The sequence below is a fragment of the Blautia sp. AM42-2 genome, assembly GCF_003480245.1.
GTDB lineage: Bacteria > Bacillota > Clostridia > Lachnospirales > Lachnospiraceae > Fusicatenibacter > Fusicatenibacter saccharivorans.
This window is the reverse complement of sequence record NZ_QUIM01000001.1, coordinates 290,225-314,612: the sequence shown is the minus strand read 5'-3', so window position 1 is coordinate 314,612 and position 24,388 is coordinate 290,225. Positions and strand designations below refer to the sequence as shown.

The window sequence follows — 24,388 nt, the reverse complement described above, 5'->3', positions numbered from 1 at the left end:
CTGCCGCGTTTACATACGCTCGCGGGCAAGGCTTAAGATCTTTTCCACAACCTCATCGATCGTCATTTCAGAGCTGTCAACGAGTACGGCGTCTTCTGCCTGTACCAGCGGGGAATGCTCTCTGTGCATGTCCTGATAATCACGCTCATTGATATCTTCCTCGATTTTCGCAAGATCGGCTGTCTGTCCCTTTTCGGTCAGCTCTTTCCAGCGGCGCAGTGCGCGGACATGGGCACTTGCTGTCAGATAGACTTTCAACGGTGCGTTCGGCAGAACGGCAGTTCCGATATCGCGGCCGTCCATCACAAGATCCGTATTCTCCGCCATCTCCTGCTGCAGCTCCACGAGTTTTTTCCGTACTTCCAGATAGGCGCTTGTCGCGGATGCCATCTTTCCAGCCTCCTCGGTGCGCAGTCTTCCGGTGACATTGACGCCGTTTAAATAAACCTGCTGCTCTCCGTTTTCGTAGGAAATGGAAATTTTCACATCTTTGCAGGCTGCCTCAATTTTTTCCTGCTCTTCCGGTGCAATGCCAAGATCTGAAAAATAGATGCCCATGGCACGGTACATTGCTCCTGTATCAACGTAGACAAACGAAAGCTCCTTTGCCACACGTTTTGCGATTGTACTTTTGCCAGCGCCTGCCGGTCCGTCAATTGCAAGATTAAATCTCATCTTCTCTCTTCCTCCTGAAAATTCTAAAATCTGTGATCCATATTTTATTCCTGTTCTTCCTTTGCCCGGATCTCTTCGGCTGCAGCGTGGGCACTTGCCCAGGCAATCTGCAGATTGAAGCCGCCGGTCAGTGCATCGAGATCGAGCACTTCTCCTACGAAGTACAGACCTTCTTTTTTCTTTGCCTCCATCGTGCCCGGACGGATCTCTTTCACGGAAACACCACCCTGTGTGATAATTGCTTCACGGAAACCCCGTGTTCCGGTTACTGTAAACGGGAAATGCGTGATCAGCTCTTCAAAGTGCTGACGCTCCGCTTTCGATACGGCATTGACCTGTTTGTACGGGTCGATCCCGCCAAGAGAGAGCATCACCGGAAGCAGTTTCGCCGGGAACAGACTGTTGATCACGTTGCGGAACTGTTTGTTCCGGTTTTCCTCAAATTCACGCAGGATCCGCGCATCCAGCTGTTCTTCCGTGAGTGCCGGCTTCAGGTTCAGATATCCTTTCAGCGGCTGCTGTTCCAGTGCTTTTCCGATGTAGGAGCTCGCAGAAAGCCCCAGCGGGCCGGAAATTCCGAAATGTGTAAACAGCATCTCGCCGAATCCATCGAACAGCGTCTTTTTGCCGTTTTTAATCGTCATCGTCACATTTTTCAGGGAGAGTCCCTGCAGCTCACGGATGTACGCTTCCTCTGTTTCCAGCGGCACCAGCGCCGGGCGGAGCGGAGTGACGGCAAGTCCTGCCTTTTCTGCGAAACGGTAGCCGTCTCCATCCGATCCCGTCGTCTGGTACGACATACCGCCGGTTGCGACAACGACATCATTGTAAAAAAGCTCTTTCCCGTTTTCCAGGCGGATTCCTTTCACGCGGTCTCCTTCGAAAAGAAGCTCTTTTACTTTTGTATTCTTATGCACCTGCACATTTTTCCGTTTCAGTTCCGTCTCCAGCGCGCGGATAATATCCGAGGAGTGATCTGACTCCGGGAAGACACGGTTTCCGCGCTCCACTTTTAAGCGGACACCTGCCGCTTCGAAAAACTCCTGCACCTGGGCGCTGTCAAAGCTGTAGGCGGAGCTGTACAGAAATTTCGGGTTTGTCACCACATTCGTGAAGAACTCTTCTGTCGGGCAGTCGTTTGTCACATTGCAACGGCCCTTTCCTGTGATAAACAGCTTCTTTCCCAGCTTTTCATTTTTTTCATAGAGATGAATCTCTGTCTTTTCGCCGGCGGCAAGCACGGCGGTCATCATTCCGGCGGCGCCTCCGCCGATTACTGCTGCTTTTCTCATGCTTTCTCCTTTACCGGCAGAGCTGCCTTTTTTCCGCCCATGGGACGTGCATCGTCCAGCCCGTTGATTTCATCGTTGCTGTAAACCTGGTACTCATCCCACAGTTTTTCCATGCTCTCAAGTGTCTTTTTCACATCCGCCTGGCGTTTCATGCAGAGCGCCACGACAAGCGCATTGATTACACTCAAAGGGGCCACCAGAGAATCAACGATCGATGCCATATCGCTCTTGGCAATCAGCGTACAGGCTGCATAAACATTCATCGGTGAATGCACACTGTCTGTGATCGTAATCACCTTCGCTTTGCGGCTGTTCGCAAATTCCAGTGCCTTCATCGTACGCATCGAATACCGCGGGAAGCTGATGCCGATCACCACATCATCCTCCGTGATGCGGATCATCTGCTCGAAAATCTCGCTGGAACTGTTTGTCTGTACCTGGCGCACATCCGGGAAAATCATATGGAAATAGAACGCCAGAAAGCTCGCAAGCGGCGCGCAGCTCCGAATGCCGACAATGTAAATTGTCCGCGCAGAAAGAATCGTATCCGCAGCGCGCTCAAAGGCGCTCCGGTCCACTTCTTCCAGCGTCATCTTGATTTTTTCAATATCCGACTGCAGGACGGTCTCCAGAATTTCTCCCTGCGGCACGCGGCCATACGTAAACTGCATCCGCTGCACTGAATTCAGACGATTCATCACCATCTCCTCCAGTGCGCGCTGGAACTCCGGATATCCCGCGTAGCCAAGCTGCATCGCAAAGCGAACCGTTGTCGATTCGCTGACGCCGACCTGCTGTCCCAGGCGCGCTGCCGTCATCGATACGGCCTGGTCATAATGTGCCGTAATAAAATCTGCCAGCCTCTTCTGTCCTTTGCTCAACTTTCCGTAATTTTGATTCAGACGAATGAGGAGATTCTCGTTCGCTGCCTTCTGCTCTTCTGAAGAAGACTGTTCTTTTTCTTTTTTCATGTTATTTTCTTCCTGATTTGTTTTTCCGATCTGCAAATGCCGTTCGGCATCCACATTTTTTCTTTTGGGAGCATCCTGATTCTTTTTCGGACACACCTCGATCTTTTGAATTATAACACGAATAAATTACTGACGCAATGGCTGAAAAGCTGAAAAGGAAAGCCGGTGTTCTGCATTCCCTTTTTACAGGGAACACAGAACACCGGCTGATTTTTTTACTCAGATTTTATTTAGACCGGATATGCGCCGTCTTTTTTGTCAGCGGCTGCCGGATCTACTTTTGTCTGCTGCGCTTCACGATATTTGAAGAAGTCTACAGCTACCTGCGGGAACAGAGCGTAGGTTAATACATCCTCATCCTGCTGTTTCCACTGCTCGATCTCTTTCTCCAGTTTCGGAAGCTCCGGCTCAAGCAGGTCTGCGTAGCGGCAGGTGATCGGCTCGGTATCGCCGATGCATTTCTTCTGTACTTCCGGATTGAACGGTTTTACAGTTGCACCGTATTTTCCGGCAAGAACGTCTTTTGTCTCTTTCGTTACCATCTTGTAACGCTCGCCCATCAGGACATTGAATACAGCCTGGGTACCAACGATCTGGGAAGACGGAGTAACCAGCGGGCACTCGCCGAGGTCTTTTCTTACGCGCGGTACTTCTTCGAGTACATCGTAGTATTTGTCCTCTGCGTGCTGCTCTTTTAACTGGCTTGTCAGGTTGGAGAGCATACCGCCCGGTACCTGATACAGAAGAGTCTTGATATTTACGCCAAGGTTCTTCGGATTTAAGAGGCCTGTATCGAGCGCTTCGTCTCTCATCGGACGGAAGTAATCTGCGATCTCAGCCAGTTTGTTCTGATCCAGACCAGTATCGTATGGAGTGCCTTTGAAGGTTTCAACCATAACCTCAGTTGCCGGCTGTGAAGTACCCATAGCGAATGGAGACATTGCGGTATCGATGATATCAACACCAGCCTCTACTGCTTTCAGGTACGTCATGGATGCAACACCGGAAGTATAGTGGGTGTGCAGCTGAATCGGAAGATCGGTTGCTTCTTTCAGCGCGGTTACCAGCTCAGTTGCCTTGTACGGAACGAGCAGGCCTGCCATATCTTTAATACAGATGGAATCTGCACCCATCTCTTCGATTCTCTTTGCCATGGTGGTCCAGTAATCCAGGGTGTAAGCGTCTCCTAATGTATAGGAAAGTGCTACCTGCGCGTGGCCTTTTTCTTTGTTTGCTGCGCTGACAGCGGTCTGCAGGTTGCGCAGATCGTTCATACAGTCAAAAATACGGATGATGTCGATTCCGTTTGCGATGGATTTCTGTACGAAATACTCTACTACGTCGTCTGCGTACGGACGATATCCCAGGATATTCTGTCCGCGGAACAGCATCTGCAGTTTCGTGTTTTTAAATCCGTCACGAAGTTTTCTCAGTCTCATCCATGGATCTTCATGCAGGAAACGTAAGGAAGCATCAAAGGTTGCGCCACCCCAGCACTCTACTGCGTGATATCCGATTTTATCCATTTTATCAATGATCGGAAGCATCTGTTCTGTTGTCATTCTTGTCGCGATCAGGGACTGATGTGCATCACGCAGAACAGTTTCCATAATCTTGACAGGTTTCTTTTCTACTGCCATTTCTATCCTCCTAAATGAAGTGTTTTTCACTTTTGTTTGTCTTAAGAAGTTATACACCAAAGATCGCCATGAAGGTACCGGCCGCTACTGCTGTACCGATAACACCGGCTACGTTCGGTCCCATCGCATGCATCAGCAGGAAGTTCGTCGGATCTGCCTCAGCGCCAACCTTCTGGGATACACGGGCTGCCATCGGAACCGCAGATACACCTGCAGAACCAATCAACGGGTTGATTCTTCCATGTGTTGCCTTGCACAGTATTTTTCCTAACAGGACACCGCCTGCAGTACCAAATACGAATGCGATCAGACCCAGTGCAACGATCTTTAAAGTGCTGACATTTAAGAATGCCTCCGCACTTGTGGATGCACCAACGGAAGTACCAAGAAGGATAACAACGATGTACATCATGGCGTTGGAAGCTGTCTCCTGAAGCTGTTTTACAACGCCGCACTCGCGGAACAGGTTACCAAGCATCAGCATACCTACCAGCGGAGCGGTAGACGGAAGAATCATGCAGACAACGATTGTAATGACAATCGGGAACAGAATCTTCTCAAGTTTGGATACGGAGCGAAGCTGCTCCATTTTGATTTTACGCTCTTTTTCTGTAGTCAGAAGCTTCATGACCGGCGGCTGGATGATCGGCACAAGTGACATATAGGAATATGCTGCTACTGCGATCGGTCCCATCAGGTGCTGCTGTCCGAGCTTGTTCAGAAGGAAGATAGAAGTCGGGCCGTCGGCACCGCCGATGATGGAGATAGCTGCTGCCTCTCTTCCATTGAATCCCATGAAAATAGCGAAAAAGTACGCCAGATAGATACCAAGCTGTGCTGCAGCTCCCATGATGAAGCTGATCGGGTTTGCAATCAGCGGACCGAAGTCTGTCATCGCACCTACACCCATGAAGATCAGGGATGGAAGGATACTCCACTCGTCCAGAGTAAAGAAATAGTAGAACAGACCGCCCGCATGCTCAAGACCCTGTACGTCGGTATAAGGCTCAGCCATGATGTCCGGGTAAATGTTTACAAGCAGCATACCGAATGCGATCGGTACAAGAAGCAACGGCTCAAATTCATGCTTAATCGCAAGATACAAGAAGAAGCAAGCCACTGCGATCATAACGTAATTGCCCCAGTCCAGATTAAAAAACGCCGTCTGGTGAAGCAGGTTGTTTAAAGTTTCAGTAATCATTTTTTCACCTCCGGTTTTTTCTTACAACGGGCATTAGTTCATGGTTGCAAGAACGTCACCGGATTCTACTGCATCGCCTACTGCTACATTGATGGTTGCTACTGTGCCATCCTGCGGTGCTACAACCGGGATTTCCATCTTCATGGCTTCCAGTACAAGAACAGCATCTCCTGCTTTTACAGCGGTGCCTGCTGCTGCTTCGATTTTGCAGATTTTACCAGGTACAGAAGCAGTAACCTCTACGCTGCCTGCTGCGCCTGCCGGAGCTGCTGCTTTCGGTGCTGCCGGTGCTGCTTTTGGTGCCGGAGCTGCTTTTGCTGCGCTGACTGTTGGAGCTGCGCCTGCTGTGGTTCCTTCTTCTACAGTTACGTTATATACATTTCCGTTTACGGTAATGGTGTAGTTTTTCATTGAAAATTTCCTCCTTAAGCTCTTTTGCCTTTTCTGCGGATCGGACGTGCAACATAAGCATCTCCGGATGCAGAAGCCATATCTTCTTCATACATGGCGATTGCAGCTGTAATAACAGCCTGCAGCTCCATATCGTCTGCTTCCGGTGCTGTCTCTTCAACAACCGGTGCTGCGACAGCCTTCGGTGCTTCCTGTACAGGTGCTGCCGGTGCTTTTTTCTTCTTCTTGTCTCCCAAAATGTAATCAAACGAAGAAATAACGAAAATCAGGAAAATCAGCATAACAAATACGGTACCGATTCCGATGATGGTGTTCATGCCGGCCTGGCCGATCAGAACGCCCTTTGACTCCTCAACGGTGATGGTGAGGTCGGTCGGAACTGGTGTTCCGGTGCTGATGTTCCAGAATACGCGGACAATACCAGGATTTTTTTCAAATTCACCCGGAATTGTGCAGGTTACAAAATCTCCGTCTACTTCGAGAGTACCGTCTTCCAGGCTTTTTACCTCTCCGAGGTCAGCCTTTGCCTCTTCCCATGCCTCAGCTGCTCTTGCATAGAACTGCTGGTCGGAAGCTTCCATATTGGCAAGATCGTCATCGCTGTAGGTCATCAGGCTCTGTCCTACCCACTGAACACTGGAGGAGAGCAGAGAATCTACCGTAGATGCCTCAACCGGTGAATAAGCCGGTGTAGATGCCGCATCCGCAAAAACAGGAGCTACGGTCACAACCATGGTGCAGGCTGCGGTAAGGACGAGACTTACTAATTTTTTCCAGTTCTTTCTCATCGTATGCCACCTTCCTTAGACTGTTCCGTGTTTTCTGTCCGGTCTGTCTTCTCTCTTGGTATACAGCATCTCGAATGCGCCGATAACATATTTTCTGGTGTCTTCCGGCTCGATGATGGTGTCCACATAGCCTCTTCTGGCTGCGGAAGTTACATTGTTCTGAAGGGTTGCATATTCAGCTGCTTTCTCGTTGATGGTAGCAGCGTCAGATCCTTCGTACATGATCTTTGCTGCAGATTTTGCATCCATCATTCCGATTTCTGCGTTCGGCCATGCAAATACCATGTCTGCTCCGATGGATTTGCTGTTCATGACAACGTATGCGCTTCCGTATGCTTTGCCGACAACAACGTTTACTTTCGGAACGGTTGCGTTTGCGAAAGCTGCGGTCAGGGCTGCTGCGTTCTTAGCCATGGTTCTCTCAGAGCATTTGGTTGCCTTGAATCCGGTTACGTTTGTGATGGTAAGTACCGGGATGCAGAAAGCATCGCAGAAGTTTACGAAATCTGCTGCTTTTTTGGCTCCTCTTGCGCTTAAGGTTCCATCCATTTTCTCTTTTACCGTTCCGTCCTCGCCGTAGATTTCAGAGCGGTTTGCAACTGCTCCTACGGTTGCTCCGTTTAACTGGATAAATGCAGTTACAACATCTTTTCCGTAAGCGGCTTTGGTCTCAAAATAGATGCCGTTGTCGCTGAGCTGGGAAAGAAGGATTCCGGTATCGCCTGCGCAGTTTGCAAGGTCTGCACATGCACGGTTCAGATCATCCTCGCACTCGGTGTATGCTTCGTCCTCGTTGTTTGCCGGAAGCATAGATACCAGGTTTCTGATCTGTCCGAGGATTTCTTCCTCGGTTCCAGCAAAGTCAACAAGACCTGCTTCTTCGCCCTGGAAATCTGCGGATGCGGTATCACATTTGGATACGTGGTTTCCGTCCAGTGCGTTCGGGGAGTTTACGAAAAGTTTTCCGTTTTTAGACTCCATGAACGTGAAGTCTGTCATAGCCGGGATGAGTGCCATACCGCCGCCGCAGGTACCAAATACTGCTGTGATCTGTGGAATCACGCCGGATGCCATTGCCTGCGCCATATAGATTTCGCCGAAACCGTTCAGAGCATCAGTTGCCTCCTGCAGACGCATACCGGCACAGTCTACCAGTCCGATGACCGGAGCACCTGTTTTCTGTGCAAACTCATACAGTCTCGCGATTTTTTTTGCATGCATTTCGCCGATGGTACCGCCCATCACAGACGCATCCTGGCTGTATACGTATACCAGGCTGCCGTTGATCACACCGTAACCAGTAATTACACCATCGGATGGTGTCTCCATGCCGGTCATGTTGAAATCTGTGCTTCTGGCAGTAACCTGTCCGCCGATTTCCACAAAGCTGTTTTCATCCAGCAAAGAGGCGATTCTTGTGCTCGCTAAACTTTGTGCTGTGTTACTCATTCTTCAAACCTCCATCTTTCTATTTTCATTATAAAATTTTAAACAAATTTTATACAAGTCTATCATATCTGTTTTTTCGTTTTTTTTCAATACTTTTTCTCACCTTTTTGACAGAAAATAGACAGAAAAATTTCAGATTTTTCCTATTATAAATGGAAGGTCAAACTTGATTTTTCCCGGCCTTTCCTTTTTCAAAAAGTCCTGTTTTCTTTCCGCATCGTACAAAAAAGCCGCCCGGCGGCGGCTTTTCTTACACGTTTTTCCTTCGGTTTAATATAGTTCAATGTGAACCGGAATTCCATTCTCATACTGCATCGCCGGTTCGCCAAGAATCAGCGGACGAAGATACGCCATCATCTCCTCGGTCACATCATGACCATCTTCTGTAATCCAGGAAAGCGGCACTTTCTTTTCTTTATTTGCCACTTCCGATACCGGAACGGAGGTATACTCCACGCGGTAAGGATCCGCGGAGATTCTTCGGATCGATGCCATCTGTCCTCCCTGTTTTTCCAGTGCACACTGGCAGGCTTTCATGCCGAGCATACGGGACTCCTCAAGATCGGTCGCACTCGCAAGATGAGCCGCGCACCGCTGCATCAGGTTCAGTTCAATCGATCTTACCTTACAGCCGATACGGTCACGCACCAGCTCTTCGAGTACTTTTGCAGAACCTGCAATGTAGCTGTGCCCAAACTGATCCTGTGCATCGCTCTGCACCTGCTCAGAAACATAGCGGCCCTCGCTGTCATGGATGCCCTCGCTGATTGCAACCAGAACACTGTCCTTCTGTTCCAGTTTTTCCTGCACATCCTTTAAAAACTGTTCGGTGTCAAAGACCGGCTCGCAAAGATAGATCAGGCTCGGCCCTTCTCCGCCGTTGACACGGGACAGTGCAGACGCTGCCGTCAGCCATCCTGCGTTTCTTCCCATGACCTCCACGATGGTCACAGCCTTCTTTTCATATACATGGCAGTCTCTCTCCAGCTCTGCAAAGGTTGCTGCCAGATATTTTGCCGCAGATCCAAAGCCCGGGCAGTGATCCGTTTCGACAAGATCATTGTCAATCGTCTTTGGCGCCCCGACAACAAACACATCGTCCACACCGTTTTCTTTGCAGTACTTTGACATCTTGTCTACGGTATCCATCGAATCATTTCCGCCGATATAAATAAAATAACGGATCTCATGTCTGCGAAAAATTTGAAGTATTTCTTCAAAATCCTCCTTGTTTTCTTCCGGATCGCCCAGTTTATAACGACAGGAGCCAAGCGCTGCTGCCGGGGTCTGCATCAGAAGAGAGATTTTTTCTGCTGAATCCAGTTTTTTTCCAAGATCAAGAAATTTTTCTGCAAGCACGCCTTCAATTCCATTTACCGCACCATAAATATGATCTACTTTTCCGGACAGTACAGCACAGGAAACAACTCCTGCCACCGTTGCATTGATCGCCGCGGTCGGTCCGCCAGACTGCGCTACTAACAGATTTCGCATATGATTTTCCTCCATCTATTCCCACTACTTTCTAAAAGTTTTTCACGAAATCACTTTCGCTTCGTCCTATAGCGTACCATATTTTTTTTCTTCCGTACACCCTGTTTTGCGTTTCCGGGAAAAGCCTGTAGACTTTCACAACGGATTGCAAAGTTTTTCGTTTTTTTCTTGCAGGATTGCCCTTAAAAAGCTATAATAGAAGCAATGTCCACGAAAAGGACGCAGAAAAATATACGTTTCATCAACAAAAAAACTGGAGGTTTTTTTCATGCAGACCAAGCAAGATGGCCGTCTCGGCACCGAAAAAATCGGGAAACTGATGCTCGAACTGGCCCTTCCCTCTGTCCTCGCACAGATTGTAAATGTACTATATAACATTGTAGACCGCATTTATATCGGCCGGATTCCTGATGTTGGTTCCCTGGCACTGACCGGTGTCGGCGTCACGTTTCCGATTATCACAATCATCTCCGCCTTTGCCGGATTCGCAAGTGGAGGCGGTGCTCCTCTTGCCGCCATCGCACTCGGACAGAAAAACCGGGACCGCGCAGAAAAAATTCTTGGAAGCTCCACTTCCCTGCTGCTCTTTTTCTCCGTGTGTCTGATGGCGTTTTTCTTTTTCTTTCAGACACCGCTTCTGTACCTCTTTGGTGCAAGCAGCAACACAATCCGATACGCTTCCACGTATATTTCCATTTATCTTGTCGGAACCGTATTTGTCGAGCTGGCTGTCGGATTGAATACTTTTATCAGCTGTCAGGGACACGCACGCACGGCCATGTGCTCCGTTCTCATTGGCGCTGTTATCAACATTGGTCTTGACCCGGTTTTCATCTTCGTTCTTCATATGGGTGTTTCCGGGGCCGCACTTGCTACCATTCTCTCCCAGGCTTTAAGTGCTGCATGGGTTCTTCGGTTTCTTACCTCAAAAAAATCAGGTGTCCGCCTTTCTCTTCGCACCATGAAACCGGATTTTTCCATTTTAGGCTCTGTCATGGCACTCGGCATCTCACCATTTATCATGTCTGCAACGGAAAGTGCCATCACAATCGTCATGAACCACGGGCTACAGACGTACGGCGGCGACCTCTATGTCGGCTCGATGACAATTCTCCAGTCGGTGCTGCAGCTGATTTTCGTACCGGTCAACGGCTTTACGAACGGTGTACAGCCGATCATCAGCTACAACTTTGGTGCAGGCCAGTTTGACCGTGTCCGCCAGACAATCCGGCGCATGATCGCCATTACTTTTACTGCCGCTTTCGTCTACGTTGTATTCGCAATGCTTCGTCCGGCTCTTTTTGCCGGTCTTTTCACGACTGACCCGGAACTGATTGTCATCGTAGAGAAGGTACTTCCGGTTTACATTGCCGGCATGGCAATTTTCGGACTGCAGAGCGGCGTACAGAGTTCCTTCCTCGGTCTTGGCCAGGCGAAGATTTCTCTTTTTATTGCACTGCTTCGAAAAGTCATCCTTCTGATTCCGCTTGCACTCATTCTGCCGCATTTCTTCGGTGTCATGGGCGTTTACTATGCAGAACCGATCGCTGATGTATGTTCTGTTATCACTGCCGTTACGCTGTTTCTCTGCAATATCCGGAAAATTCTTTCAACAGAAACACTTGCAAAAGTGACTCATACCGAAGAATGACAAAAGAGGCGCTCTGCGACCTTTTCCATGCACCACCCATAATCAATTTTCTCGATCGTTTCGGCTGCATAGACGGGATATTCCGCGAGAAGAATCCCGTCGATCGAATACGTAACCGAACCGACCTTTTCTCCTTTCTTTACCGGGGCTTTCAAAAGCTCCGGTAAAAAAATGTCTTTTTCCGGTATTTCTGTCTCTTTCAGAAGAGCGGGAAGCGAGCGCGCCGGATCAAGCGCCGGGCTTGTAAGGGTAAGGCGGGCGCTGCTTTTTACCTGCAGCATCCCGTCGTAAACACCGTCTGCTACTTCAATCTGCCCTGGGTTCCAGCTATGGTCCAGCACGTCACGATACATATACGATTCCAGCCCGTAGTTTAAAAGCTTTGCGGCATCCGCCCATTTATAGTTTTTATGGCTGGGCCATCCGCACGCAAGCAACGACACAATCAGACGCTTTCCATCCCGCTCCAGCGCACCGGTATAACAGTAACCGGCTTTTGCCGTGAAGCCGGTTTTTCCCGAAACAGCTCCATCCATCTGATCCAGCAGTGCGTTGTGATTATAGCAGTTGAACATGTTTTTCTTTTCCAGATCCCAGAAGGTATAGGACCGCGTCTGCGTCACTGCGAGAAACTGGGCGGCTTTCGGTGAAATCCAGACACAGTATCGCATGATCCGTGCCAGATCAGCTGCTGTCGTGTGGTGATCTCCGCCTGCGTCAGAAGCATCGAGACCGTTCGGCGTCACAAAATGCGTATCTGTACAGCCGATTGCTGCGGCTTTTTCATTCATAAGCGATGCAAATTCCTCTACACTTCCGCCGATGGTCTCTGCAATCATTACCGCCGCGTCGTTATGCGATTCCAGCATCAGGGAATACAGAAGATCGCCAAGCAGAAACTGTTCTCCCTCCCTCACACCGAGATGTACTTTCGGCGCTGCGGCTGCTTTAGCCGATGCAGTTGCGACCGTCTGCTCTTGTCCGTTTTCCAGTGCCAGAATGCATGTCATGATTTTCGTTGTGCTCGCCATTGCCATAGGATCTGTCTCGCGTTTTCCGAACAGCACACGGCCGGTATCGCCATCCATCAGGCATGCCGCCGTTGCAAACAGCTGATTCGGCTCGCTCTCCTGCTCTGTCGCAGTCACGGACACACTTCCCAAAAACAGAAGCAGGATTCCCAGGAAAAAACCTGTCTTGTTTCTTCTTTTTCTGTTCAAAATCAGATCCCCCTTGTGTTTTTTCTCTTTAAAAACGGAAAAGCCGGACGCTCTTTTGGGACCGGCTTTTTGTCTGCTTCTTCTTCATTATATGAGGTTTCCTGTAAAATCATGGTAAAATTTCACAAAGTTATTGACACTGCGATCCATATCATGTATAATTCCCCATGTTTGTATAGAATTACTAAACTTTTTGTTTATTTTTACTGAGATTTCCTGAGAATCCGTATTCAGCAAAAGGATCCCGGGAAAGACTTTGGATGCAGAAAGGATTTTTTATGGAAATCGGAAAAAAAATCAGGGAACTGCGGATGTGGAAAGGGCTGACGCAGGAGGAACTGGCAGATCGGAGCGAGCTGTCAAAGGGATTTATTTCCCAGCTTGAAAACGATGTGACCTCTCCCTCGATCGCCACGCTGGTTGATGTTCTTACCTGCCTTGGAACGGATCTAAAAACGTTTTTCGGCGAAGAGCAGGACAATCAGGTTGTCTTTTGCGAAGAAGATTACTTTGTAAAGACCGCTGAAGCGCAGGGCAACGAGATCGCATGGATCGTTCCGAATGCACAGAAAAACAGGATGGAGCCAATCCGGCTGACGCTGCAAAGCGGCGCGTGCACCGAGATTGATTCACCGCATGAAGGCGAGGAATTCGGCTATGTACTTTCCGGCCGTATTCTCCTTCATCTTGGAGATGAATGCCACAAAGTGAAGAAAGGGGAAAGCTTCTACTATCCCGCTTCCTGTAATCACTATCTGGAAAATCCGGGTAAAACGCCGGCCATCATTCTCTGGGTCAGTTCACCGCCTTATTTTTAGATTTTTTACACCGCGTGATTTTCACGAGAAACGGTGTTCCAAATTTCACAACCCGAAAGGAGCATATTACACATGAGTACCAAATTACTTGATCTGGTCAACATCACAAAATCGTACGACGGAGTTACCATTCTGGATGATCTGAATCTTTATATCCGTGAAAACGAATTTCTTACCCTCCTTGGCCCGAGCGGCTGCGGAAAAACAACCACATTACGTATCCTCGGCGGTTTTGAGACACCGGATGCCGGAAAGGTTTTATTTAACGGACAGGATATCACCCAGCTTCCGCCGAACAAACGCCAGTTAAATACGGTGTTCCAGAAATATGCTCTTTTCACGCATATGACAATTGCGGAAAACATTGCTTTCGGGCTGAAAATCAAAGGAAAACCCAAAGCATATATCGATGACAAAATCAAATACGCATTAAAACTTGTTAACCTTGAGGGTTACGAAAACCGCTCCCCGGCGCTTCTCTCCGGCGGCCAGCAGCAGCGAATCGCCATTGCGCGCGCGATTGTCAACGAACCGAAAGTTCTGCTTCTGGATGAGCCGCTCGGCGCACTTGACTTAAAGCTCCGTCAGGATATGCAGTACGAGTTGATCCGTCTGAAAAACGAGCTTGGTATCACCTTTGTCTATGTCACCCATGATCAGGAAGAGGCGCTTACTATGTCGGACACGATTGTTGTCATGAACCAGGGTTATATCCAGCAGATCGGCACACCGGAAGACATCTACAATGAGCCGCAGAACGCATTCGTTGCAGACTTCATCGGTGACAGCAACATTCTCGACGGCATCATGATTGAGGACCGTCTCGTCGAGATTCTCGGTGCGAAGTTCGAGTGCGTTGATGTCGGATTCGGCAAAAACAAACCGATCGACGTTGTGATCCGCCCGGAGGATATTGATCTTGTGAAGCCGGAGGAAGGTACCATCCGCGGACGTGTCACCCATCTGATTTTCAAAGGTGTTCACTATGAGATGGAGGTTACGGTGAACGGCTTTGAGCTTCTCGTTCACTCTACCGATCTGTTCCCGGTCGGACAGGAAGTCGGCATTCACGTCGATCCGTTCGATATCCAGATTATGAACAAACCGGAATCCGAAGATGAGGAGGCGGCAGCCATTGAAGAGTAATAAATTAAAGAAATGGCTGGCAGCACCGTATGCCGTCTGGGCTGCCGGTTTCATCATCATCCCGCTGATCCTGATTCTCTACTATGCGTTCACCGGGGAAGAAGGCGGCTTTACCCTTTCGAATTTCGCCTACGTTGCGACGAAGGAAAACATCAAGGCACTCGGCCTGGCGCTGTGGCTGTCGCTTCTTAGCACCGCGCTCTGTCTTTTGCTTGCCTATCCGCTTGCCATGATTCTGGCAAACCGGAATGTCAATCAGACCAGCTTTATTGTGCTGATCTTCATTCTCCCGATGTGGATGAATTTTCTGCTCCGTACGCTTGCATGGCAGACACTGCTTGAGAAAAACGGCGTCATCAACAGCATCCTCGCGTTTTTCCATCTGCCCGGCATTTCTATCATCAATACACCGGGAGCGATCATTCTCGGTATGGTGTACAACTTCCTGCCGTTTATGGTTCTGCCGATCTACAATGTTCTGATTAAGATCGACCGTGATGTCATCAACGCAGCAAGGGACCTCGGAGCAAACAGTGTGCAGACGTTTCTGAAAGTAACGCTGCCGCTCACCACGCCGGGTATCGTAAGCGGTATTACCATGGTATTCATCCCGGCGCTTACAACCTTTGTTATTTCCGACCTGCTCGGCGGAAGCAAGATCCTTCTGATCGGAAACGTCATCGAGCAGGAGTTCAAACAGACCAACAACTGGAATGCCGGAAGTGCACTCTCCACAGTCCTGATGATCTTCATCATCCTGTCGATGGTTCTGATGAACAAATACGATAAAGACGGGGAGGGAACGGCATTTTGAGAAAGAAACTGGAAAAAATTTACATGGCACTCATTTTTATTCTTCTGTATGCGCCGATTGTCACCCTTGTGGTGCTCTCCTTTAATGCTTCAAAAACGCGTGCCAAATGGGGCGGCTTTACCCTGCACTGGTACCGCTCACTGTTTGCCAATACAGAGATCATGAATGCGCTGTATACGACACTGATCATCGCGCTTCTTGCCTCTGCGATTGCGACTGTGCTGGGAACGCTTGCGTGCATCGGCATCAACAGCATGTCGAAAAAGAGCCGGACGGTTTTCATGGGCATCACCAATATTCCGATGCTGAACGGTGAGATCGTCATGGGTATCTCGTTGATGCTGCTCTTTATCATCTGCCGCATTCAGCTTGGATTCGGTACCATTCTGATGGCACATATTACGTTCAATGTTCCTTACGTTATCTTGAGCGTTATGCCGAAATTAAAGCAGACGAACAAATCGACGTACGAGGCAGCTCTCGATCTTGGTGCCTCTCCGCTGTATGCATTCTGGAAAGTTATCTTCCCGGACATCATGCCAGGCGTTGTTTCGGGCTTTCTGCTCTCCTTTACGATGTCCCTCGATGATTTCGTTATCACCTACTTCACCAAGGGACCGGGCGTTGATACGCTCTCCACAAAGATTTATGCCGAAGTCCGCAAGGGAATCAAGCCGGAGATGTACTCGCTCTCCACGATTCTTTTTGTTACCGTACTGCTTCTGCTGCTCCTTGTGAATGTGAATCCTTCTCCGAAGGAAGAAAAAGAGGAGGCAAAAGAGCGCGAGGCTATGGCGAAGAAGGGCATCCGTTTCCGCATCACGAAACGTGTGGTCTTCCGCCGGATTCTTCCGATCGCCATGGTGCTTGTCATCGGCGGCGGCGGTATTTACTACGGAAGCCAGAATGCTTCAGCCGGCGGCTCCCAGCAGCTGATTGTGTACAACTGGGGCGAATATATGGATTCTGATGTCATCGATATCTTTGAGGAAGAAACCGGTATCCACGTTGTTTACGAGGAGTATGAGACGAACGAAATCATGTATCCGAAGATCAAATCCGGTGCGATTTCCTACGATCTTGTCTGCCCGTCCGACTATATGATTCAGAAGATGATCCAGAACGATCTGCTGCAGCCGATCAACTTTGACCATATTCCGAACGCTTCCAACATTGGAGATATGTACTACGAGACTTCCGAGCAGTTCGACCCGGGCAATCTCTACTCGATCCCGTACTGCTGGGGAACAGTTGGTATTCTGTACAACAAAAAAATGGTAACCGAGCCGATCGACTCCTGGTCTGTTCTGTGGGATACCAATTACCGCGACAGCATTCTGATGCAGGACAGCGTGCGCGATGCGTTTGCTGTTGCTTTAAAGGATCTGGGATACTCCTTAAACTCCACCAATATCAAGGAGCTGACGGAGGCGAAGGATCTGCTTGTGACACAAAAACCTCTCGTGCAGGCGTACGTTGTGGATCAGGTGCGTGACAAGATGATCGGAAATGAGGCGGCTATCGGCGTTATTTACTCCGGTGAAGCTATCTACACGAAGCGTGAAAACCCGGATCTGGAATACGTTGTTCCAAAAGAAGGCTCTAACGTCTGGATCGATTCCTGGTGCATTCCAAAAGATGCGCAGCATGTCGAGAACGCAGAGAAATTCCTGAATTTCCTCTGCCGGCCGGACATCGCACTGAAAAACTTTGAGTATATTACCTACTCTACGCCGAATGATGCGGCGCGTGAACTGATTGAGGATGACGATATCCGAAACAGTGAAATCGCCTTCCCGGATGAGGAAACGCTTGCACGGTGCGAAACCTTTACGTATCTTGGCGATGATGCCGATGAGGTTTACAACCAGCTGTGGCGTGAAGTAAAATCAAATTAAAGATCTGCTTTCGGACAAAAAAAGATCCCGGTCAGGAATTCTTAGGAAAGATTCCTGCCGGGATTTTTCTATTCTTACTGTTGCTCTCAAAAGTCTGTTTTAATCAAAATTGTGGTCAAAGCGCGGAGAAAGCGTTCCGTTTCCATGGAGCACTTCATCCAGCTTTACAAGCTCCTGCGGCGCCTCTGCAAGCGCTCTTTCGTACAGGTGGACAAGATTCCGTGTGCCCGCTTCGCATTCCTTCTGAGGCCTTCCAGGCATCACACGGCCGCCCATCGAATCATAGCAGCCGACCAGTTTCATCGCTCCAAGAAGAAGGCTTCTTACCGCACTGCTGCGGCAGATCGTGATTCTCGTCCAGAGCTTCATGCCCTTCAGGCATTCGACAATTTCTGTTTCCCCGATTTCCGGAAAACAGCGGTGGATGACCTTGTTGCCGTCGGTGTGCGGGCAGATCGGCGATGCCGGACGGTATACGAGCGGATCGAGGCCGTCCTCCAGCATGAAGTACTGGTCAAGGCTCGTCTCAATCTTTGCATGGGAAATTCCAGTGTGATCCACAAATTTCCCGATATACGGATGACACGTCGAATCGAGAAGGTAATGGCAGGCAAAGCCTAACAGATACGCTTCCATCGCCTCTGACGGGCTCTGCTGATACTTTTTCACCTCATCCTCGAACAGAACGGAAGCCGTCTGCTCATGCAGAAGCGTTCCGTAATCAGACACACGGTTTTTCGAGAACGGATGGTAATAAAAGAAGATATCCGGCCCGTGCAGTCCGATCAGATACAATTTTTTGTTTTCTCGAATGATCTTTTTCAAATTTGCCGGAAGCTGTTCATAGACTTCTCTTCCGAACCTGTCGTGTGCGTACGTAGTAGGCATATCGGTATCTCCCTTCTTTTTTCTCCTGCCGGATCAGACATCCAGCTTGATCTGCATTTCCTCTTCCACTTCTGCGCGGAAGTCCTCCATCTTGACCGGACTGATCTCCGGCAGATTGTCGGTGGAATCGACGCCGAAGTTCCGCAGGAATTCTTCGGTCGTGCCGAACACAATCGGGCGGCCCGGCGCGTCGAGGCGGCCAAGCTCCTGCACCAGATTGTACTCCACCAGTTTGTTGACCGCGTGATCGCTCTTGACGCCGCGGATCTTGTCGATCTCCTGCTTCGTGACCGGCTGCTTGTAGGCAATGATCGAGAGAGTCTCCATCATGACGTCGGTCAGAACCGCCTTCTTCGGCTGCATGGCGATGTTGACAAGATAATCATAATATTCCTGTTTCGTGCACATCTGATACGCATTTTCAAGCTCCACGATGTGGATGCCGCGGTCTTTCGTATTATATTTTTCCATCATATGGTTCAGAATCCTGCGGGTCGTCTCCGTGTCATGGCCGATCGCTTTTGCAATCCTTCCCAGCTCCACGGAATCTCCCATCGCAAAAAGGACTGCCTCGATGGCTGCTTCCGCCTCCTCGACCGAAGAGGGGCGTCTTGCCTCACCCAGGGCAGTTTCTTTATTCCTGTTCTGTTCTTCCATCTGTCTTGTCCTCACTGTCTGTCTCGTCTGTATACGGCACAACTACGGTGTCTTCATCCTCCAGGGATTCAATCAGGATATCCCCGAAAAGCTCCTCCTGGCTGATCCGGATTTTGCCGGTTTTCATCAGCTCCAGGATTGCAAGGAAGGTGACAATCACATGCACCTTGCCCGGCTGGGATTCCAAAAGGTCGCGGAAGCTGAAGCGGCGTTTTTTAACAGCAAACTGCTCGACATACGTCATCTTGTCCGGCAGGCTGACCTCTTCTTTTTCGATCTTTCCGAACTTGCTTCGGATCGGGTCGATCTTGTCCTCCTGGCGCTTTAAAATCATTTTATAGATCGTATGGAGCTTCGCGAGAGAAATCTGCGAGAGAAGCTCGGAGGTGTCGACCGGCGTCCTGTACTCCAGCACTTCTCTTGGAAGCGTCGGCTCCTTGTACACGGAACGGCTCGCCTCGTTCATGCGGTCACGCAGCTCGTACGACATGTACTTGTACATTTTGTACTCTAAAAGCTGCTGCACCAGCTCGGCTCTCGGGTCCTCTTCCTCGCCTTCCTCATTCACTTCTTTCGGAAGCAGCATGCGGCATTTGATATCCAGAAGCGTCGCCGCCATGACCATGAACTCGCTCATGATGTCGAGGTCTTCCCGCTCCATCTGATGAATGTATTCCAGATACTGGTCCGTAATCTCTACAATGGGGATATCGTAAATATCTATTTTGTTTTTATCGATCAGGTGAAGAAGAAGGTCCAGCGGTCCTTCAAACACCGGAAGCTTTACTGGTATCGCCATGTGCTCTGTTCTCCCTTACGTTTTCCCGATATCTGTAATAATCAATTCTCTTCTGTTCCAGATGCGGACCGGAATGGTGTGTTCGCCCGTTCCTGCACTGATGATCTGGCAGGTGCCGCCCGTCAGGAACAGCCCGCGGCAGTTTTTCGAAAAAAGGCGGAAATCCGGCGTCACAAGCCCCCGGTGCGCGCCAAGGCCCACCACGCCGCCGTGATAATGGCCGGAAAGCGTCAGATCGGCTCCATATGATGCATAGGAGCTGCGGTAGGCAGGGTGATGCGCCAGCAGAATGCCGTAGCGCGCCGGATCCGGTTTTCCAAGGTGGTCCGTCAGTTCCGAAACCGGCAGCGGTCCGCGGTAAAAGCGGTTGTAATAGGTGCGGTCCATGGCATAGCCGTAGATCCGGACCGGACAGCCGCTGATGGTAAGATCCGCCGTCTCATTTTCCAGATAGCAGATTCCTGCCTTTTTCAGGCGCTCCCGGAGCTTTTCATACAGATCGCCGTACTGTTCCGGATACAGCTTCAGACGGTATTCGTGGTTTCCGCAGCCATAGATTACCTGGTATTCCTCCGCAAGACGTTCCGCGAAACTCAGACCCGGGTCGAGGTTCTCCCCCGGCTTTGCCACAATCTGGTCCCCGCCGATGATGACAAGATCCGGAGCCGCCTCATCGATGACTGCCTTTAACACCGTGTTATCCGGGCCAAACTCCATATTGTGAAGATCACTGATAAACGCCAGACGAAAACCGTTTCCTTCCGGAAATTTTCCATTTGACGAAAGTTTGTAATAGGTCGTTGTAAATTTTCTCATACCGTTCATTATACTTGATTTTTCGGTGTATGACAACCCGTTTTCCCTGCTGTTTATAAGCCCAATGCCTGTTTTGCCAGCTGATCGGCTTTTTCGTTGTAGGTGACGCCGGTGTGGCCCTTTACTTTGCAGAAGCGGATCGCAACTTTGGCCGATGCCAGATCGTAAAAATTCCGGTAATCGATGGTTCCCTGTTTTTTCGCCTGCCATTCTCTCGTACACCAGCTTGCGATTCCCTGGTAATCGTGATAGATGGCCAGCTCCGGAATATCATGTGTCAGGCAGTAAGCCATGGCCAGCTCTGCGCCCTTGATCTCGCCTGCCACATTCCGCATGGAGACGAGATCCGGGTCGCTGTATTCTTCTGCAAGATTCAACTCTTTTCCGTCCAGGAAGAGGACCACACCGCAGGAGAACTTTCCGAGCGCATGCTGATAGCTTCCATCCACGTATGCGACGGCGCTCCTGCCGACACCGGCGTATTCCGGGTCTTCGCATGGTTTTTCTGCCAGAATCAGGTGTTCCCAGTCCCAAGAAGAAGGATCGGGTGCTGCCGTGCTCTGTACTGCCTTTCGTTCCGGGGCAGCGAAATACGTTCCGATTGTTTCCCGCAGCAATGGTTCCGGCATTTTACCGCCGCCCAGAAAGGCCTCTGCCTCCTCCAGACGCTCAAATCCCTTGTAAATTGCGCCAGGATAACCGTGTACCTGCGCTTTGCACGCATCCCATGTCCGGTAGATGCCCGGAACCTTTCCCTGTTTTACCGCATAGTAATTTTTCTTTGCCATGTTTTTCTCCTTTTCGCGCATGATACTCCGGCTTTATGCCGTCCCAAGAAAATATTGTTTCATCGTACATCCGAACAGGTCCCACATGCCGGCTCTTGCCACGTCTGCTCCATATAAAATCGCAACGGAACCAAGTTCCTCACCGTCTGCTTTGTAAACAACTCTTCCGGCACACTCGCCTTTCTGGATAGGGGCCTGCACCTCTTCCGGCAGTTCTATCGTTTTTTCCACTTCACCGATCACCGTCCCGCCCGTCGCAAGATAGCGGAATTCTTCCGCATATTCCAGTTCTGCCGTATCCTGCTTTCCATAAACAACCGAAAGTTCCGGCAGGGGATCGCGTTCCCGGTCTATGTAGATGCTGCAGGACGAAAACCCATACTGGAACAGTGACGCCGCATCTGCAAACCGCACCTTGTAGTCCGGTGCTCCCATCACGACTGCCAGCATTGTCAGATCATTTTTCTTCGCCACTGCCGAGACGCAGTACTTCGCCTTCGAGGTGCTTCCTGTTTTCAGTCCCACACAGCCCTCATAGCCGCGGATCAGCTTATTTGTATTGGTGAGGGTGAATGGTTTGCTTCCCTTCTGTGTGACATGCGTAATCTCTTCCATCCAGATAGAGGAATAGTTCAGGATCTGCGGAAAGCGCTCGATCAGCTCCCGAGACATTTTCGCCACATCTGCCGCTGTCGTGTAATGGCCGTCGGAATCCGTGAGGCCGCAGCAGTCCTCAAACTTCGTGTCGTTCATGCCGAGTTCTTTTGCTTTCTGGTTCATCCGGCTGACAAACTCGCTTTCTGTCCCCGCAATATGCTCTGCCATCGCTACAGATGCATCGTTTCCCGAAGCAACGACAATACACTTGATCATCGTCTCAACGGTCTGCTTTTCGCCCTCTTCCAGAAAAACCTGGGACCCGCCCATACTTCTGGCGTGCGCACTCGTCGTCACTTCGTCGGTCAGCTGGAGCGTCCCTTTTTCGAGCTCTTCAAAAATCAGCAGCAGCGTCATGATTTTTGTGATGCTCGCCGGGCTTCGCTGTTCCGACGCATTTTTCTCGTACAGAACAGTTCCGGTCTGTGCCTCCATCAAAAGAACAGACGGCGAAGTCAGCCCAAGGTCCGGTGTCATCTCCGGTGCTGTCTCCTCCGTCTCTTCTGTTTTCTGTTCCGTTGTTTCGTTCTGCTGCTTGTCGGAAGATTCTCCATTCTGCTCTGCCGCAGTCACTTTCAAGGGCGCTGCAAGAAGCGCCAGGATCATCAGCAGGCTCCAGACGATATTTCGTGTTCTTCTCTTCATATTCCCCCGAAACATCTGCTCTTTCTTCCCTACAGGCTATGCAGACGACCGCAGAACTATGCTGTCTGTTCCGTTTACAGCAGCGGTGCCAGAAACTTCAGCGCACCGCGGAGTGCACGGACTGCAAAATTTTTCTTTCGGCAGTAGTCCATATTGATCTGCTCACACTGTTCAAACGTGATCAGCGCATCCTCTTTTACCTGGGCAACCGCACTGCTGCCGTACATCCAGACACCGCACTCAAAATGCAGGTACATGCTCCGGTAATCCATGTTGATCGTTCCGACCGTCGCAACTTCATCATCACAGACAAAGCTCTTGGAATGGATAAAGCCCGGCGTATACTGGTACATCTGAACGCCGGATTCCAGCAGGATCTCGTAATTGGCCTGCGTCAGAATATAGACAATCTTCTTATCCGGGATGCCCGGCGTTACAATCCGCACATCGACTCCGCGCTTTGCCGCCATGCAGAGAGCGGTCAGCGTCTCGTTGTCCGGAATCAGATACGGAGTAAAAATATAAAGATATTTTTTCGCCTGTGAAATAATGTTCAGATAAACATGCTCGCCTACTGTCTCTCCATCCAGCGGGGAATCGCCGTACGGCTGCACAAAACCGTCTTTTTTAAACGCTTCCTCGTGATAGATCTCCGGCCGGTATGATTCGAAATTGCATTCCATACCGGTGATTGTGCTCCACATCTGCAGAAACATCACCGTAAAACTCCATACCGCCTCACCATGCAGACAGATTCCGGAATCCTTCCAGTGGCCGAACCGCTCCTTGCGGTTAATGTATTCGTCCGCAAGATTAATGCCGCCCGTGAAAGCCGTATGACCGTCGATCACGGCAATTTTCCGGTGGTCACGGTTATTTAAAATGACATTCAGCACCGGTCGGAACTGATTGAACGCCGCACACTTGATGCCCATCTGCTGCAGCGATTTATAATACTGATACGGCAGCGTCGTCACGCAGCCGAAATCATCGTAAATCAGCCGCACATCCACACCGGCGGCCGCTTTTTCCTTCAGAATCTCCAGCACCGTATCCCACAGATACCCCTCGCTGATGATGAAATATTCCATAAAAATGTAGTGTTCTGCCTTTTTGAGTTCCTCAATAAAGTGCTCAAACCATACATCTCCCAGCGGGTAATACTCTGTTTCTGTGTTTTCATAAACAGGATAATGCGCATAATTGGTCAGATAGGAAGACTGCCCCGCTGCCAGGATATTTTCTTCCTCGAGCTTTTTACGCGTCTCTTCTTCCTCTCCAAGAACGCCTCCCTGCGAAAGCAGAACTGTATCGTAATGTGTACGGAATTTTCTTGCCACACTGGAATGGCCGAGAATGCCGTACAGGCAGATTCCGGTTACCGGAAGCGCCAGGATACAGACTGCCCACATCAGTTTGTAGCCGGGATTCATTTTCGGATTATTGATAATCGAAAGCACTGCAATCAGGGAAAGGATCGTGACCGCATAGTTGATGTAGACAGATTTTTCATTGAGCTGCATCATAATTCCGGCCAGCCAGCAAAATTCCAGAAGAAGTGCAACACCGATAATGACCATACGGCTGGTAAGCAGCTTCAGAATCTTTTTCACGATACGAAACAGCTTGTTTGCTATTTTGTACAAAATTCTCATTTGTCACCGCCTTGC

22 protein-coding genes are annotated in these 24,388 nt (G+C 49.8%); 5 read left to right on the top strand and 17 right to left on the bottom strand.

Translation table 11 applies throughout. The features are described 5' to 3' along the window. Window positions 1-9: 9 nt before the first annotated feature. The 9 genes from cmk to DW915_RS01470 form a co-directional block, all read right to left on the bottom strand. Window positions 10-675: a (d)CMP kinase gene (cmk, locus tag DW915_RS01510; RefSeq protein WP_022462337.1), complete on the bottom strand. Its 666-nt coding sequence runs from the start codon at window positions 673-675 to the stop codon at window positions 10-12. A 44-nt stretch (window positions 676-719) separates the two neighbouring features. Next, window positions 720-1,967 (bottom strand): NAD(P)/FAD-dependent oxidoreductase, encoded by a 1,248-nt coding sequence (locus tag DW915_RS01505; protein ID WP_117509003.1) that lies wholly within the window; start codon window positions 1,965-1,967, stop codon window positions 720-722. Beyond that, window positions 1,964-2,938, bottom strand: coding sequence for a MurR/RpiR family transcriptional regulator (locus DW915_RS01500; protein WP_117509159.1), 975 nt, complete (start codon window positions 2,936-2,938; stop codon window positions 1,964-1,966). The genes DW915_RS01505 and DW915_RS01500 overlap by 4 nt, the downstream gene beginning before the upstream one ends. A 230-nt stretch (window positions 2,939-3,168) precedes the next feature. Next, entirely contained in the window at window positions 3,169-4,578 is a 1,410-nt protein-coding gene (locus DW915_RS01495; RefSeq protein ID WP_117804070.1) for an oxaloacetate decarboxylase subunit alpha, read from the bottom strand. Between the two features lie 49 nt (window positions 4,579-4,627). Beyond that, entirely contained in the window at window positions 4,628-5,779 is a 1,152-nt protein-coding gene (locus DW915_RS01490; RefSeq protein WP_055226382.1) for a sodium ion-translocating decarboxylase subunit beta, read from the bottom strand. A 33-nt stretch (window positions 5,780-5,812) separates the two neighbouring features. Further along, window positions 5,813-6,190 (bottom strand): biotin/lipoyl-containing protein, encoded by a 378-nt coding sequence (locus DW915_RS01485; protein WP_118741424.1) that lies wholly within the window; start codon window positions 6,188-6,190, stop codon window positions 5,813-5,815. A 14-nt stretch (window positions 6,191-6,204) separates the two neighbouring features. Beyond that, window positions 6,205-6,978 (bottom strand): OadG family protein, encoded by a 774-nt coding sequence (locus tag DW915_RS01480; RefSeq protein ID WP_118659149.1) that lies wholly within the window; start codon window positions 6,976-6,978, stop codon window positions 6,205-6,207. A 15-nt stretch (window positions 6,979-6,993) separates the two neighbouring features. Continuing rightward, window positions 6,994-8,427: an acyl-CoA carboxylase subunit beta gene (locus DW915_RS01475; RefSeq protein ID WP_118741423.1), complete on the bottom strand. Its 1,434-nt coding sequence runs from the start codon at window positions 8,425-8,427 to the stop codon at window positions 6,994-6,996. A gap of 270 nt (window positions 8,428-8,697) precedes the next feature. Further along, window positions 8,698-9,921: a 6-phosphofructokinase gene (locus tag DW915_RS01470; RefSeq protein WP_055226388.1), complete on the bottom strand. Its 1,224-nt coding sequence runs from the start codon at window positions 9,919-9,921 to the stop codon at window positions 8,698-8,700. 268 nt (window positions 9,922-10,189) lie between these two features. Between DW915_RS01470 and DW915_RS01465 the strand changes: the two genes are divergently transcribed. Then, complete coding sequence (locus DW915_RS01465) at window positions 10,190-11,572, top strand: MATE family efflux transporter (RefSeq protein WP_055226390.1); 1,383 nt, start codon at window positions 10,190-10,192, stop codon at window positions 11,570-11,572. Here the strand turns inward: DW915_RS01465 and DW915_RS01460 are convergent. Next, a complete protein-coding gene (locus DW915_RS01460; protein ID WP_226906314.1) occupies window positions 11,557-12,792 on the bottom strand; it encodes a D-alanyl-D-alanine carboxypeptidase family protein in 1,236 nt (411 codons plus the stop codon). The two genes, DW915_RS01465 and DW915_RS01460, sit on opposite strands and share 16 nt — an antisense overlap. Before the next feature lie 278 nt (window positions 12,793-13,070). On the opposite strand from DW915_RS01460, the gene DW915_RS01455 reads away from it, so the two are divergent. The 4 genes from DW915_RS01455 to DW915_RS01440 all read left to right on the top strand — a co-directional run bounded on the left by DW915_RS01455 (window position 13,071) and on the right by DW915_RS01440 (window position 17,468). Then, the gene (locus tag DW915_RS01455; RefSeq protein ID WP_055226534.1) at window positions 13,071-13,610 is read left to right on the top strand and encodes a cupin domain-containing protein; all 540 of its coding nucleotides are present in this window, start codon (window positions 13,071-13,073) and stop codon (window positions 13,608-13,610) included. A gap of 72 nt (window positions 13,611-13,682) precedes the next feature. Continuing rightward, entirely contained in the window at window positions 13,683-14,756 is a 1,074-nt protein-coding gene (locus DW915_RS01450) for an ABC transporter ATP-binding protein (RefSeq protein ID WP_118741422.1), read from the top strand. Beyond that, complete coding sequence (locus DW915_RS01445; protein ID WP_055218051.1) at window positions 14,728-15,570, top strand: ABC transporter permease; 843 nt, start codon at window positions 14,728-14,730, stop codon at window positions 15,568-15,570. The genes DW915_RS01450 and DW915_RS01445 overlap by 29 nt, the downstream gene beginning before the upstream one ends. A gap of 23 nt (window positions 15,571-15,593) precedes the next feature. Further along, the gene (locus tag DW915_RS01440; RefSeq protein WP_441140016.1) at window positions 15,594-17,468 is read left to right on the top strand and encodes an extracellular solute-binding protein; all 1,875 of its coding nucleotides are present in this window, start codon (window positions 15,594-15,596) and stop codon (window positions 17,466-17,468) included. Between the two features lie 99 nt (window positions 17,469-17,567). Here the strand turns inward: DW915_RS01440 and DW915_RS01435 are convergent, their stop codons facing one another. From DW915_RS01435 to cls, 7 genes are all read right to left on the bottom strand, one after another. After that, entirely contained in the window at window positions 17,568-18,356 is a 789-nt protein-coding gene (locus tag DW915_RS01435) for a zinc dependent phospholipase C family protein (protein WP_055226396.1), read from the bottom strand. Window positions 18,357-18,389: 33 nt separating this feature from the next. Further along, entirely contained in the window at window positions 18,390-19,013 is a 624-nt protein-coding gene (gene scpB, locus DW915_RS01430; RefSeq protein ID WP_055226398.1) for an SMC-Scp complex subunit ScpB, read from the bottom strand. Further along, window positions 18,991-19,812, bottom strand: a complete 822-nt coding sequence (locus DW915_RS01425; protein WP_022462320.1) for a segregation and condensation protein A — start codon at window positions 19,810-19,812, stop codon at window positions 18,991-18,993. Before DW915_RS01425 ends, scpB begins: the two co-directional genes overlap by 23 nt. 15 nt (window positions 19,813-19,827) lie before the next feature. Next, entirely contained in the window at window positions 19,828-20,628 is an 801-nt protein-coding gene (locus DW915_RS01420; RefSeq protein ID WP_158580997.1) for a metallophosphoesterase, read from the bottom strand. A 53-nt stretch (window positions 20,629-20,681) separates the two neighbouring features. Then, window positions 20,682-21,416, bottom strand: coding sequence for a ribonuclease H1 domain-containing protein (locus DW915_RS01415; protein ID WP_118659145.1), 735 nt, complete (start codon window positions 21,414-21,416; stop codon window positions 20,682-20,684). 33 nt (window positions 21,417-21,449) lie between these two features. Further along, the gene (locus DW915_RS01410; RefSeq protein ID WP_242991098.1) at window positions 21,450-22,718 is read right to left on the bottom strand and encodes a D-alanyl-D-alanine carboxypeptidase family protein; all 1,269 of its coding nucleotides are present in this window, start codon (window positions 22,716-22,718) and stop codon (window positions 21,450-21,452) included. A 74-nt stretch (window positions 22,719-22,792) separates the two neighbouring features. Further along, window positions 22,793-24,373: a cardiolipin synthase gene (gene cls, locus DW915_RS01405; RefSeq protein ID WP_118741419.1), complete on the bottom strand. Its 1,581-nt coding sequence runs from the start codon at window positions 24,371-24,373 to the stop codon at window positions 22,793-22,795. Window positions 24,374-24,388: the final 15 nt, after the last annotated feature.